The sequence below is a fragment of the Streptococcus pseudopneumoniae genome (assembly GCF_038148935.1).
Taxonomy (GTDB): Bacteria; Bacillota; Bacilli; order Lactobacillales; family Streptococcaceae; genus Streptococcus; species Streptococcus pseudopneumoniae_U.
Genome location: NZ_JBBJZX010000041.1, coordinates 1 through 16366, shown reverse-complemented (window position 1 = coordinate 16366; position 16366 = coordinate 1). Strand labels below are relative to the sequence as shown.

Genomic DNA, 16366 nt, shown 5'->3' with positions numbered 1-16366 from the left:
TAACCATACATACGACAAGGCGAAGCTGACGTGGTTTGAAGAGATTTTCGAAGAGTATAAAATTGAATTGCTTACAGAAAAAGCTCCATACACTGGATGTGTATAGAGCAAAGGGGGCTTTATTTGATGTAGAGTTCTTGATTTTTTAAGACAATTTCACGTACGCTCGCAAATTTCTTTAGTTTTTTAAGTTCTTCTGGATGAGTGACGAGAGTGATAACATAACCTTCCTTGCCCATACGGCCAGTACGACCAGCACGGTGTGTGTAGGTTTCGCTATCTCTAGGAATATCAAAGTTTACGACACATTCTAGGCTATCGATATCAATTCCACGTGCCAGAAGGTCTGTTGTAAGAAGCAGGGTTAGTTGCTTATCTTTAAACTTTTCTAAGATGACTTTTCTAAATTTAACATTGACATCACTAGCGAGGGAAACAGCTAATATATCCCGATACTGTAGTTTTTCATCTGCACTTCCAAGGTCTGATAGGCTGTTAAAGAAGACAAGACCGCGGAAATCCTCCACATGAGCCAGTTTTCGTAGCATATCAACGCGGTGACGTTGGTCTACCTGCATGTAGAAATGCTGGATATTATCCAGTTTTTGATCAGAGAGATCAATAGTCCGTATATTCGGCACAATCTTTTCTTGGTCAAACTTGGTCGTAGCACTCATATAGACAAGTTGGTGATCACGCGGTGCGTAGTGAGTGATTTTCTCAACAAAGTGAATCTGAGAATCATCTAGTAATTGGTCAAATTCATCCAAGATGATGGTTTTCACATTCATCATCTTGATTTTTTTCAGTTTAATGAGTTCAAAGATACGGCCAGGGGTTCCAATCAGAATTTCTGGTCCTTTTTTTAGGCGTTCAATCTGGCGTTTCTGGCTCGAACCTGACAGGAAGAGTTGGGGAGTCAAACCGATAGCTTCTGCCCACGTTTTACATACATCAAAAATCTGTCCAGCAAGTTCTGTATTTGGTGCTAGAATCAAGAGTTGTTGGGCTTTTTTCTTTTGTAGTCTGAGAAGACTTGGTAGAAGGTAAGCTAGGGTCTTGCCTGTTCCTGTTGGGCTTACTCCTAGAAGATTTTCTCCAGCAAGAAGGGGCTCAAATAGTTGAGTTTGAATGGGAGTGAATTCTTGGAAACCGAGTTGGTCGCTCAGTTCTTGCCACTCGGTCGGTAGTTTAGTTTTCATTTTCTGCCTCAAATCTAATGCCAGCAGTCTGGCGCATAGTATATAGTAGCTCATGAACTGAACTTGCATCTTCCAGCCAAGTTTGGTAGAGATTCAGATCTGGTTGCTGGATCATGTGTGCAAATGCAGCGACTTCCTCAGTCATTGTATGAGGAGCCTGTTGGATAGGGAGTTGGACTTGATTGCCTTGGTGGTCGGTAAAAATAGCTGAGCTGACATGTTCGATTGTGTTGAGGGTCAAGCTACCATCTGTCGTATAAATCTCGCAAGGAAGATTGGAAGTGATGTTTTTCCCAGCCTTGATGTGAACCTGAAAGTCAGTGTAGAAGAGGATTCCATCTCCGTTTAGGTCAATGCTATTGTCAAGCTGTTGAGCCTGATAGGTTGCGTCCTGAGCTTTTCCAAAGAGGCGAACGGCAGCGTAGAGAGGATAAATCCCCAAATCCATAAGAGCTCCACCAGCAAAACGGTCTGAAAAGACATTTGGTGTCTCCCCAGCCAACAAGTTAGGCATTTTTGAAGAATACTTGGCATAGTTGAAATCTGCTCCCAAAATTTGTTTGTCTGCTAAAAAGTTTTTGATGATAGTGAAAGCTTTTTCATGGTAATTACGAGCTGCTTCGAATATAAAACAGTGATTTTTCTCAGCTGTATGTCTTAAATCTAGCCATTCTTGTGGCTGAGTGACAGCTGGCTTTTCAAGAATGACATGTTTACCTGTAGACAAGGCAGCTTTTGCCTGAGCAAAATGCAAGGAGTTTGGACTGGCAATATAGACCACATCAAAGGAAGACTGGAGGAAGTCTTCTACTTGATCAAAGAGTTGGATGTCCTGATAGTGAGAAGCAAAGGTTGCTGCGGTTTCAAGTTTCCTAGAATAGACTGCGACCAGCTGGTATTTTCCACTAGCATGGGCTGCTTCTATGAAGTGATGGCTGATAGCACCTGTTCCGATGACACCTAATTTAAGCATAGATACTCCTTTTCCGATTTTAAATCCTTCTTTCATTATAACATAGATGGACGAGACTATCCAACAGAGGAGAAAAAATTTCAAATAAGCGATTAGCTTTCTTCTGAAGAAAAGCTTTCTTTTACGAATAAATAGATAGAAGCAGATAATCTAGCAAACCTAGATTAAAAAATGTGCTATAATAGAAGGAGGAGAAGGATGATTCTAAGACATCCGGGCATCAGCCCAACTAACGATTTAGTTGCTAAGAAAATATTTAGCAATCCAGAAATTACTTGTCAATTTATTCGCGATATGCTGGACTTGCCAGCTAAAAATGTAACTATTTTAGAGGGAAGCAATATTCACGTCTTGCCTTCCCTGCCCTACTCGGCCCAGGATTTCTATACCAGTATAGACGTTTTAGCTGAACTAGACAATGGCACGCAGGTTATTATCGAAATTCAGGTTCATCATCAGAATTTTTTCATCAATCGCCTGTGGGCTTACCTATGCAGTCAGGTCAATCAAAATCTTGAAAAAATTCGTCAGCGTGAAGGTGATACCCACCAGAGCTACAAACACATAGCACCAGTATATGCTATCGCAATTGTGGATAGCAACTACTTCTCAGATGACTTGGCTTTTCATAGCTTTAGTATGCGAGAGGACACGACAGGTGAAGCCTTAACCATCACAAATAATGGCCAAGAAAACCATCTAGTCAAGATGGCATTCTTGGAACTTAAAAAATACAGAGAAACCAGCAAAGACGAGGTTCGCAAGCCCTGGTTAGAGTTTTTCGGGAACAAGCCCTTTACCCAACAACCTGAGCGAGCTATTAGCCAAGCAGATCAACTGCTGGATTACAAGAGCTGGTCCGAGGAGGACAGGAAAATGTTTAGTCAACTACGTATGAGAGAAGAACAAGCCTTGTTAGCGCAGGACTATGCCTTGGAACAAGCTGAAGAAAAAGGGTTAGAGCGTGGTCTTGAACGCGGTCGTGCAGAGGGGATTGAACGTGGACGAGCTGAAGGGATTGAACAAGGTCTAGAGCGTGGAAAACTTTTTGCCTTCCTAGATATGGTTCGCCAAGGTCTTCTGGCTTCTGAGGTTGCCAGTCAGCAGTTGGGTATGTTAGTAGCGGAGTTTGAAGAGTTGCTGAAAGACTATCATAAATAAGACATAAAAATACAGAGAAACCAGCAAAGATGAGGTTCGCAAGCCATGGTTGGAGTTTTTCGGGAATAAGCCCTTTACCCAGCAACCCGAGCGAGCCATCAGCCATGCAGACCAACTGCTGGACTAAAAATTAGGAAATATTGTGTAGAAAATAGTAACAGATTTTATCTCTTTGTGGGATGGAGTCTGTTTTTTTGTATGATGGGCAGGTCGTGCATCTGAGTGGCAAGCTCTCCGTAGGTATCCGCTATCGGTTAACGCATACTATAGCTAAATGAAATAAGAACTGGAAAAATCAATCAGAAAAGTCAAATAAATTTCTATCAATGTTTTAGAAGTAGTAGTGAACTATTCCAAATTCAATATCCTATAAACAAAAATCAAAAAGCAAGCCAGGAGACTTATGTGGGATAGCTCAAAATACTAATCTTAGATTGCGGATAAGAGTAGAATGATAATCAATGGATTTAGAACAAATATAGTGAATGTAAGCTAAGATAGTACAAGGGGCTTTTAAAATATTGTTATAAATTGATTTAAATTCCAAGACCGATTTGTTCGATTCTTGTTTCATTTTGTTTTAGTTGCTTTTTATAGTGAGTTGAATTTAGAATAGCACATCATAGTTTCTAAAGCATTGTTAGAAATTGCTTTAAAATCCCCTTATCAATTTGTCCATATTCTATTTCAATCTATTATATTTCCAAGCTTGATTATCATGAGGTAAGGGCTGAAAGCGGTCTGGGGATAGGGGTGCTTTTGGAGATGAGAATCGTCAAAGGAAGGAATAGGGAGATTGTGGCTCTAGGAATAGGGGATAGTGAGATGAAATAAAAGCTGAACAAGGCAATTTCTAATCAGCTAATCTTGCTGCAAATGCTTATCGAACAAGTCTCGTGTCAGTCTTCGCAATTTGTCAGAAAATGATGATAAGCTCTTCCAATCCAAAAATAGGGAGGGTTTTTCAAACTAAAATCTGGATCCACACTTGGTTTCTAAAATCAATTTAATATATTCATGTCACTAAAAATCAGCCAATTATAATTATCATTATACTAAAATTTTCATAAATAAAAATATAGAAAAGCTATGACTTTATAGGTGATAAATCAAAAAAGCGCATACCTATAATCAATATAATAAGAATATGATAAAAAATCAGCTAAAAATCAAGATTTTTGGATGATTAGATGGTAAATTCGGGGGGGGGTATGGTATAATTATTACTAGACTGTACAATGGGTGCAGTGGGTTAAATAGTTCTATAAAGACTATTTAATATCATGTAAGTTTGAGGATGATAAGGCTATTTTTGTTTTCAAAACAACTTACAAAAAAGGAGAAAGATTTCATGGACTTTGGAAAATATAACAAAGAAAAGGTTTTCCGATATTCGATTCGAAAATATCACTTTGGTGCTGCCAGTGTCGCGGTTGCGGCATTGATGTTCTTTGCCAATGGAGTAGCTGCTCAGGCTCCTGTTGTATCTTCAGTTACAGCAAGTGATGTCGTTACGGCAGGTTCTGATGGTAATGCAGATGGTGATCCAGAAAGCTCGGATGAGGGAGACTCGAACAAGGTTTCAACTGGCCAGCCAGCTGAACTCAAACCAGCCGATGAGCTAAAAGCACAAGGGGCGCCAGCTGGAGAAGCTGAACAAGGGCAAGCAGGAGCTGAGTCTAACTCTAGCCAGTCAGAGCATGCTCAAGAAACTCCTCAAGCAGGAGAAGTAAAAGAGCAAGAACAGCCGACTGCTACCGCTAATACAGAGGCAGCCAAATCAACCCAAAGCAATCTGCAAGCTTTGTTGGCAAATCTGACCCTAGACTCTATGAAGGCGCTTCACGATGAAGTGGAAGCGGGTCTAGCAGCAGCTAATGCAGTTTTGAGCAACCCTAAAGCGACACAAGAGCAAGTTGACAAGCAAACAAGAGCGATGGAAGCCCTAATCAGCCGTGTCAATCAAGCCTTGACACCTAGCCTAGAAACTCCAACAATCTTGGAAAAGGCAGGTTTGGCATCTACAGGTCTGACCTCTACCGGACTCGCTACTCCAGACGGAGCTGCGGCTACGCAAGCAAGCGGAGGGAAACGTCGTAGAGGAGGAGGCTTGAGCGCGTCAGCACCAGCCGCAAACCAAGACGCTCCATCTGCTGGAGGAAACACAAGTGCTTCTGAGGCCAACTCTCAAACGACTCCACAGGAACTCCCAACCTACACCAACACAGAAGGTAAAAATGGTGTTTATGACCTAAAAAAAGAGTTAGAGTTTATCACTAATCAACTCCGAGCTAACAATGCATCGGAAGATAAAATCCAAGCAGCTAAGGCAGCCGCTGATAAGTTCAATGAAGCCTTCTCTAAAGGCGACACTATCAGTCAAGAAGATTTTGACGCTGCCCTAGTAGGTCTAAAAAGATCCCGTGAACTGATTGAAGGAGTTCTTCTTGGAAATGAAGCCAATGCAGGAGAGGTCACAGGAACCGCAAATTCAGCAGAGTCTGCAACTCCAAGTGAAAATAATGTCACCATCCAACCGCGCACCAACGCTACAGGATGGTCAGGTTTCCGCTCGATGCCAGCAGGAGCACAAACACGTAGTGCACGTGCGGCTGGGCAGGATAGAGCGGCTCATATAGAGACGGCTGCGTATAATAATAAAACAGGTTACTTCTTTGAAAATGGTCAGAATGGTTCTCCCTATCCTAAGTATAGCTATGTATTCTACTCAAAAGGTGGAGTAGGTACCCCGTACTATGAAGGGGGACAAATTTCAGAGGCTTATAAAAATTTCCATATAGATGTAAAGCGAACTGATACAGGCTTACGTTGGAAGATTGTTGTTAATGGAGAACACAAGACTCTGGGGGTAAATAAATTTTACTTTACATTGCCACAAGGGCAAACTTTAAAGAGTGGATCTGTAGCGGTTCAAACCTTTGATAAAAATGGTGGTTCTTTGATAGAACGACCATCTGTTGCTCCGGGAGAAGATGAGTTGAAGAACGCATTGTCAAATGCTTTTAGAAATCTTCCTCAGGACTCACCTTTTAGAGGTGCTGGACTTCAAGATGTTCAAAAAGGTACGAAAGAGAATACTAATGCAAGAATATCAGTAGTTGGGACAACTGCAGCACAGCAATTTGATGTAGGTACCTTAGAAGGTATTGCGCGACAAGCAACTCATGGTGCAGCGCACTTGACAGACAGAGGATTTTACTATCGTGATAGAGTTATTGAAACTGACCCCAATATTCAAAAGTACTCAAATGAGAAATTCTCTCGTATTATGGCAGATGTCAAAGATGTATATACTTTCCAGTTGGAACGTGGAGATGATCGTTCTTATGAGATTACTTTTGAAACGAACGGTTCACGTGATTTACGTTCTTTAACTTTTGCTAGTGGACTTAAGCGTGTCGAGGGTTCTACTCGTCAATTGATTAACCAATGGTACGCTAGAACAAATGATGAAGTTGACTTAATTGAGAAATATCCAGCAGAAACGCTGGGAGATGGGGTGTTTTTTATTAGTCAAGGAAAACGAGGTGTTACTAACTTTGGAGACGGCAATGGAGGAGAAGTAGTCTCTGGTGTATATAGTGTCAAGGCAGATAAACCTTTTGATACAGATGCCTTGATAACAGTTGGGGATACTAATTATCCTTATTTTAAGACGATAGATTATACATCGTATCTTAAAAATTCTGGTAATAAAGTGGAAGCTAACCAAGCAAATGGTGCACCTGCGACCTATAAAATTTTTAAATTGGGAACAGAGTTAGTTGGTTATTCTGGTGCAAGACAGATACTGGATACACCAGGAGCGACGAACTATGTGCTTGAAAGAAAATTTGATGGTCCGACAGGAGATGGTTCATCAGAAGTGATTGGACTGACCTTTGTTGTCAAACCGAAAACCCCATCTCTATCAACAGAACTCACTGATTCTGTTGGAAAGATAGTGACAGTTGAGGCGACAAATGGAACCAAAGGTGTTGAAATGGTTCTCTATCGTAAGTTGGCAAATGGAGAACTTGAAGAAGTAAAAAGAGCTGCGGCAGATAGTAGCGGTCGTGCACGTTTCAAAGATGTTGAAGTTGGTATAGGTACTTATCTTGTTAAAACCGTAGCTAAGGGTGAGTCGTATACACAAAACGGAAATACCACTAATCTAGTCTTTTCTGATCCGTCAAATGAAAAAACAGCAGTTGCTCGTCCTTTTGAAATAAAGCCAATCATTGAAAAAAATGTAGATGATAGTATTACGACAACCATTGGTCAAAAGGGAGCTACAAAAGCGGAAGTTCGATATACAGACGCAGCTGGTAGACAACAGGTTGTCGCATTTACCAAAGGACAAGATAGCTATTGGAATAAAGATAATAGCAATGCTAACTCTACAGTAACAGTCGTTGATAATCGTGATGGAACTGCAACTGTTCATATGACTGCAGGGACAGTTGCATTGAACACCCATGTATTTGCTAAGCAACGTTCGAAAACAACTGATTTTAGCGCGGAAGCAGATTTTAAAAATACAGATTTGAAAGTGGGCTTAACACTGAATGGTCGGGATTTTAAAAACGATAAGCTTATTAAATGGCCTTTGGATCAACAGGTTGGTGGTAGTGGAATTAAGTTTCTTGCTAAGAGTGCTGATAAGATTAAAGATATTCGCATAAGTGGTGCAGATGGTCTGGGAGTTACTTGGGTAAAAGAAGGTACAGGAACCACAAGTATGACCATTGCAGCACGTGGAAATTTCAATAAAAATATATCAGGACTTCACACCTTATCAGTTACTGCAACAACCGTAACCGGAAACGAATTGACAACAACCGCTACACTTGTGTTGCCACCGTTGGCAGGAAATTTCAAAACAACAAATGATGATTTAAAAGGGAAGTCAGAAAAAACGGGAAATGAGCGTCCTGTTATTGAGGGTCAAGGTTTTACTTATCCAGCAAATACAACAACTCAAGTAGGTGATGATCGTCTTCAATGGAAAGTGTTTCTAGTAAAAGGTGGGTCGAATAACGAGAATGAATTCACTAGACCTGCGCAAAATTACCAAATTGTAGCTTCGAGTTTATTGAGAGAAGACGGGAAAGTTACTTTTAGACCAGAAAATTATAAACAAGGGTCTTTGGGGACAGATGATGTCAGAATGGTAATGGCTCTTGTTCGAGAGAATACAGATGAGGTATATAGGGGAGTACAATCTTCTCTTAGTACACAATCTATCCATGCCACAACACCAATTGTTCCATTCGCAACAAAACCAGAACTTGTCACAACTTCAACAGGAGATGTGATTGCAACAATCGGGAGAAACGATGCAAATGCAGCAATTATTTCATATGTGACTGCAAACGGAGCGACTCAGAATACTATTTTAAACAAAAATAATCAAAACTGGAGTTTAGCTCAACCGGACTCGAATGTTAGAATTACTAATGGCACAGATGGAACCGCAACAGTTACGATTCCATTTGGCGCTGCTCGTTCGGGAACGCAGGTTAGTGCACAGCAAAAGTCCAATACAACTGGATTAAGTGAGGCAAGCACGACTACTGTTCCATCAGATATGGAAGCTCCAACTGTAAAATTAACCAACAAAGGAAGTAATGAAGAGGTTACATTAACTGATGATGCTTCTGTTACTACAGTCGATGTCTATCGTGGAGCAACACTTGAATTACCATTAAAGTATTATGACAATGTTAGCACAGGAAAAGTGAATATTAGTTATAAAGCTGGTCTTCCAAAGGGTGTGTCGTTCAATAGTAATGAAAATGTAACTACCTCTACGACAATTAAGGAAAGTGGTAAAACCGAAACTACACCTGGTACTTATACTGTGAGAGGTAGAGTTGCTTCTGATGCAAACCTTGGAGTACAAACTGTTACATTGAAAGTATCTGATGCTACTAATGGAGATGTAGATCAAGGGAATAAAAAAGAAGTCAAATTTAATATTCGTGTGCTAGATGTTGCATTTGAACAAGGGTATTCATCTAGTGGGAATGACAAAAAAATTGTTACCGAAGCAACTTTAAATAAAAATACTGCTGATCCAAACACTTATCTAACAGGTACAGAAGGAACTCGAAGAAGTGATTATATCTTTCCGCAAGGAATGACTTTCCGTTATATTACAGGTGCTAATGGAACTGAGTTTAAAACTAACTTACAATTCACAACACCAGGAAAATATAATGTAAAGGCAGCAGCTTTCTTCCCAACGAATACAGTTTCGACTAAGGGATTGCCGACAACTCCAACTAATGCAACTGGAGATAAGATTTCAGAAATTACAGGACGTACTTATATAGCTCGTGATATAGAGTTTCAAGTTAGACCGACAGCCCCAGAAGTATCTGCTCAAACTAATGGTGATGTGGTAGTAAGTCCCACAAATCAAGCAAATGTTAACCGATTGAGCTTTTCTTACACAGATAAAAATAATGTTCAAAAGAATCTAACGGCAACAAAAACGGGAAATGTTTGGGTATTAAGCGATGGTACGCCTTCTGATGGAGTGACTATTGATAGTGCTACTGGGAAAGTCACTATTAAAGACCGTCAAGTGAAGGATAATGCTAGCGTTACAGCTAAACTAGTGACAGTTGATGATATAGATAGCACAACCACAAGTGCAACTTCAAATGTTGGTGAGCGCGTATTACCAACGATTACATTCAATGAGAAATATACAGAAGTTGTCAATGGTGAGCGTGTGGCTTATATAACCCCTACAGAAAACCTAGACAATGGTTCTATAACATTAGCTACTGTGAATGATAACTCAGGTAAATTACGTGAAGTGAGATTATCCGAACAGAATAATCTAGGTTTTGCGCTAGGTTCTGGATTAACTTATAATGACTTGGTTAAGACTGACAATCAAGAAGTAACTGCTCCAAGAGATATTACAGTTACTGGTAAATTAACACAGAAAAATGGTAATAGACCTTGGCGTAATGGCGATGCATTGTATACTCGTTATATTGTCGCAACAGATGCTTCGGATAATTTTGTGAGAGAGCTCAGTGCAAGTATCACAAATCCCACTCGTGTTGCCTTAAAAGTATTGACACAAGCAGCTAAATATGAACCGACAGTAGCGACACAAGCTCTTGCAAAAGATATTACTGCAGCTGGACAGACGGTGAGTCAAGATGAATTTACTGCGATTAAGTCCAAGATTCAGTTTACTACGACTAAAGGTGATGTAAAAGTATCCCATGATACAACTGACTTGGAAATAGTTATGAAAGAAAATGGTGCAATTAAGCGAGATGCTGATGGTACCTATTATGTAGGGGCAACAATTACATACCCAGACCTTTCTACAGAAGACATCAAGGTAGCGGTCGAGAAGAGTGATAAGGAAGCTCCGACTGTGAAAATGAATGGTGTCGCATTGACAGAAAATGCAGATGATAATCGATTTGTCATTTATCGAGGGGCAAGATTTAATCCAACCTTTGAAGTGAACGATAATTCTGGAAAAACTACTTACTTAAAAGCAAGTGGAATTCCAAAAGGAGTATGGTTCAACAAACAAGGCGGGACTGATGCGCCGAAAACTGGGGATATGAATAATGGTACAACGTATACATTATCAACTAATAACACTGTTGAACAGAATGCTCCTTTAGGTGAACGTGAAGCTAATGTTGTCGTGAAAGATGCATTAAACAATGAAAGAACATATAAGTTTAAGTACGTAATTGCGGATCTTGAAGTGAAAAATAGCCCTAAAACAGCTACATTAAACTCAGAGTTAGGAAATGCTAGTGAATTTATAGGAGCAGTTGGGGAAACTAATTCCACTCCTTCAGATACTTATCTTCCAGATGGTACGACATATAAGTGGACTAAGAATACTAGTGAAGTACCTAATACGACTCGTTTAACAAGTGCAGGACGAAATACAGATTATAAAGTTGTTACAACATTCCCTACAGGAGGACCGACTAAGAAGGAAATTGATGGTAAGAATGTAACCATTTATACACCGGAAAGGGTTGAAAAAAATGTCGTATTCAATGTAACCGAGGAGACACCTCCGACGGTTAAATTAACTAATAAATCAGACGGAAATAGAGTAAGTATACTGTCTGCTAATGAATCAAGTTCTCCAGTTGTTACTGTATTCCGTGGTGCGAAGTTAGAATTACCATTGACTTTATTTGATAATGAAATAGCAGGACGTGTTAATGTTCAGTACATGAATGGATTGCCAAGTGGGGTGTCATTTGGTGGGACTGGCACGAATAATGATAGCTTAACGTTAACTGGTAAGACAGAACAAACACCTGCTGAACATATAATTAAAGGAACTGTAGCAACAGATGCCCGGTTAGGAACTACTACAGTTACGCTAAAAGTATCAGATGGTACAAATGGTATTTCATCTGGTAATCAGGCAGAAGTGAAGTTTCGTGTTAAGGTGGTTGATTTAGACTTTGAAACAGGACGTTCGGAGCAACCGAATGTTGATGCTATTACGGTACCTGTGACTAAAGGGGAAAATATTCCAGATCCAAATCACTTTTTAACAGTAAATGATGGTAATAATCGTCAAGATACGGGAAATTTCCCTCAAAATATGACTTTCCGTTATGTAGATGAGGCGACTGGTACCACAACACGTACCTTAAGATATACTGATCCTGGTCGCTATGTAGTGAAAGCCAGAGCTTACTTCCCTCAAAATTATGCAGGAGTAGAGGGTATTGGTACAGTGGTGTCTGGTCAAACTGGTGATAATACAGAGATAAATGGTCGTCGTTATATAGAAAAAACGATTACCTTTGAATTAAAGCCAACAGCGCCAGTCGTAACACCAAAAGACAATGGTGATGTAGTCATTACGAATTCAAACGAAACGAATGCGAATGATTTAAGCATAACCTATACAAATACAGCAACGTCTACAGGTGCATCAGTAACAGTGACAGCTCAGAAGACAAATGGTAGGTGGACACTAATCAATGCGCCGGCAGATGGAGTGATTATTGATGAAACTACAGGGACAGTAACGATTAAGGATCGTGCAGTGAAAGATAGCGCTACTGTTACAGCTAAAGTCACAGCTAAAGGTTTAGATAGTACAACTACATCTGAAAATGCAAAAATAGGGGATAAAATACCTCCAACATTTGAATTTGATTCAGTATATACATCTGTAGAGAGTAACGGAGATCGTGTTGTATATGTAACACCTACAGAGGATATAACAGCAAATCCTATTCGATTAGGAACATTCAATGATGATTCTGGGAAATTAAGAACAGTTCTTCTATATGCCGATGCAATAGGTGCTCATTTGTCTTATGGACTAAACTATAATAGACAAGATCTTCAAAATAATTTAGAGATTACAGCACCACAAGAGGTCTTCATTACTGGTAAAGTGAATGCTAGAAATGGTAGTGCGCTTTGGACCAATGGACAGACTTTGATTACTCGCTTTGTTTCTACTATGGATGCTTCAGGCAATGAATTGAAACAAATTTCCCCAAATAACGCTTCAAATCCAACGCGTGTGGTCTTTAAAATATTAACTCAAGCTGCTAAATATACGCCGTCTGTATCTACAGTAACAATTGAACGTGACATTACACAGCCGAACACTAGCTTGACTACAGCCGAATTCAATAAGGTTAAAGATACTTTAACTTTTGCAACGGATAGAGGGACAGTTAACGTACGTAATAATACAACAAACTTAACATTTGAGATGACGAATGCAAATGTTCAGACCAAACCTGATGGAACTTGGTTTGTAACTGCACGTGTGACATACCCAGATGGTTCAAATGATACAGTAGAAGTTCCGTTAAATACTACTGATGCTAATAAATCAAAACCAGCTATAACAACAGCTTCTGTTAAAGCTGAAAAAGATGCATCTGTACAAGGGCGTATAGCAACTTCGCAAAATGATCGTGTATTAGGTAAGATTACGATACCAGCAGGTCAACCGACACCAACTTCAAAAGTAATTAAAAACAATGGAGCTATTACGGAAGATAATGGTAAGAAGGTTGTTACTGTAGAATTAACGTATTCTGATAATTCTACAAAAGAAGTGAAAGTCCCTATCCTAGAAGTTAAACCAGTTGATATTACTTCAACATTTAATGAAGGTGACAACACTGTTACAATCAAACCAGAAACTCCTGTGTCAACTGGAGATAAACTTCATTTAAGTATTCGTGGTGTCGGAATGCAACTCATAAAAACTGATAACGGATATACCAACAGTCGTAATGATCGTACTATTAGTATTTCAGGTGACGGAAGTATCACAGTTACATTAGCAGGTTCCGAGAAGTTTCGTGCTGGAGACAGAGTTGTAGTTCGTCATGAAAGTAATGTAAACGGTCAAGTAGACTCATACGAAACGGAAGCATGGTCAGGATTAGCATCAATTGATAAGGTGCCAGTTGTTAATCCAAATTCTTTGACTTCTACAGAAATAGAGGCTGTAAAAGCAGCTGTCAAGAAAGCTAATCCGTCAGTTAATCTTGCTGAATTACAGGTTGCAACAAATGGTGATGTTACTTACCGTCATGCAGGAGCAGGTGTTAATACAGGAGATACAATCCCGACAGCAAGATTGAACGGTAATGTTCGTGAACAGAATCAGTCAGAGAAGTATAAACCCGAAGTCACAGCATTGATAAGGAATGTTAAAAATGCAGTTCATACAGCAGATGAGATAAAAGCAGCTGTGAAAGAAGTGCATATAAAAGCTAAGGATGTTGTTGGTGATGTACCGGATAATGGTGGTGTGGTAGTTGTTAAGGTGACATATACGGATGGAAGTTCAAAAGATGTGAATGTTCCAATAGTTGTAACACCTGAAAAAACGCCAGTTAAAAATACTACTGATTTAACAAGTACTGAAAAAGAATCAGTTAAAGCAGCTGTTCAGAAATTAAATCCAACAGCTACAAACATAGTTGTAGAGGAGAATGGTAGGACATTGGTTACACTTCCAGATGTAGCCATGGTTACGGTAGAAGGGAATCAGACGGTTAAACTTGAATCACCGACTATCACAGCAACCTCTGGTGATAAGTTGAGAGATACTGATCGTACTATTTCAGGTACGGCTGTTAATGGTGCTACTAAGGTAACATTACATTTCCAAGATAATACAGAAGTAACTATCATTCCTACTAATGGAACTTGGTCTTATGATCTTCCAGAAGGTACCTACCTACACCAAACAGAACAAAATAATAAAGTGGGCTATTCGACAAATAAAGTCACTGTAACTCAAACAGCCTTTGGTCAAACAAGTGATGCTAGAGAATACAGTGTTGTAGAGAATCGTACATTTACAGGAAAATCTATCAAACAAATTGCAGGGAATGACGCGTTTAGTGAATTGAAAAATCATCCAGAGCGTCTCTTGAACTATCAAGAAAATGGACAAGCAGCAACACTTCCAAACTATTTGACTGCTACTTGGAAAGAAACACCTGACTTTACGACAGTAGGAACACGCACTGCAACATTGCTCATCTCTGAAAAGACAGAAACGAATAATCAAACACGCCCTCTAACGGAAGTAAGTGTACCAGTAACAGTTTATCCAACAGTTGTAGCTAAAAAGGATAAATTTACAACACTGTTAAATCAAGGATTACCTGAAGGAACACAGCCTGAAAATTATGTGCAGTTTAAAGGTCAGAATAACACTAATGTAAACAAACCAGCAGATGGTGTGACAGTAGTATGGGATAATAAGCCAAGTACAAATGTTGCGACAAATGAAAGTGGGGAGAATACAAAAGGTGACGTAAAAGTTATTTATCGTGTAACAAATGCTGATGGTACAGAAGAAAGTGTGGAGCAAATTATTGATATCAACCTGAAAGTTTATCATGCTGTTCCTGTAACAAAATATGTGATCACTACTTTCGGAACGAATTTTAGTGGAACAACTAATAATGCTCAGACTTACTTTTTGTCTAACTCACCAAGGACATCTTCTGCTTGGAAATCAACATCTGGTAACGGTTATTCAGAATATGCAAGCTATAGTAGAACTTCTGAAAAACAAAAAGCAAATTACCTTGGTAAGTATAAAGATGGTATTCAAGTCTTTATGGCAGGAGATAACGGTCAAATAAATTGGAATCGTTCTGAAAAATTTGATGTTACTTTTGAAGTCAAACCGTTAACTCCGACAGTAGAGGGTGCAACAACCGGTGCAACAAGCTTGACGGTCAACAACGTGAACAGCGGAACAACTGTAGAACTTTACGATGTAACTGATTCTGCAGTGGATCCTGTTAAGATTGGTGAGACAGTAGTGGCTAAAGAAGGCAACTACGATAAGAAAGATAATATTTCAGTTCCGTTAACTCAAGGTCAAACTCTTGCTGCAGGTAGAAAAATTATCGCCAAAGTTGTGTATACTTCCGGTAACGATAAAACAGAATCTGATAACAGTTCAGAAGTCGTTATTAAACATCCGAAACCAGCAGAGTTGACGTCAACGGCGAAAATGAATGGTGATTATGAGTTCACTATTCCAACAGATGCAGATAAGGTTACATTTAATATTCCTACAGAAAATGATGGAACGAAGACTGTCACTCTTACAAGTGAAAACAGCTGGGCATCTACAGATACTGCTGTTAAGAAAGTCGGAGATAAACTTGTAGTTCCGAATGGAACATTAGGAATTACAAATCGTACGGTTCAAATTACAGCAACTAAGGGAGAAGGAGCAGCAGAAAGCTCCGCACGTGACTATACTGTTACTGTTCCAAAACATGAGGTTGAAACGACTAAAATTAGCAAAGTAGTTGGCGGAAGCACCCCTACAAATGAAGAATTGCTAGATGCTGTAACCGTTGCTGATAAAGCGTCAGCAACATTAAAAGATGGTACGACTTATCCAACTGCTCTTGGAACTCATACTATCGAAGTGGTAGTGACTTATGCAGATAATAGTACGGAAATTATCAACGTTCCGTATGAAGTGAGATCGGCA

4 protein-coding genes are annotated in these 16366 nt (G+C 39.6%); 2 read left to right on the top strand and 2 right to left on the bottom strand.

The genetic code is table 11. The features are described from left to right. Nucleotides 1-119: 119 nt before the first annotated feature. A complete protein-coding gene (locus WKI42_RS05950; protein ID WP_368081423.1) occupies nucleotides 120-1202 on the bottom strand; it encodes a DEAD/DEAH box helicase in 1083 nt (360 codons plus the stop codon). Next, the gene (locus WKI42_RS05945; protein ID WP_368081422.1) at nucleotides 1192-2175 is read right to left on the bottom strand and encodes a Gfo/Idh/MocA family oxidoreductase; all 984 of its coding nucleotides are present in this window, start codon (nucleotides 2173-2175) and stop codon (nucleotides 1192-1194) included. Before WKI42_RS05945 ends, WKI42_RS05950 begins: the two co-directional genes overlap by 11 nt. A 198-nt stretch (nucleotides 2176-2373) precedes the next feature. Between WKI42_RS05945 and WKI42_RS05940 the strand changes: the two genes are divergently transcribed. Then, the gene (locus WKI42_RS05940; RefSeq protein ID WP_368081421.1) at nucleotides 2374-3336 is read left to right on the top strand and encodes an Rpn family recombination-promoting nuclease/putative transposase; all 963 of its coding nucleotides are present in this window, start codon (nucleotides 2374-2376) and stop codon (nucleotides 3334-3336) included. Nucleotides 3337-4687: 1351 nt separating this feature from the next. Next, a partial coding sequence (locus tag WKI42_RS05930) for a Rib/alpha-like domain-containing protein (RefSeq protein WP_368081420.1) occupies nucleotides 4688-16366 on the top strand: 11679 nt, incomplete at its 3' end.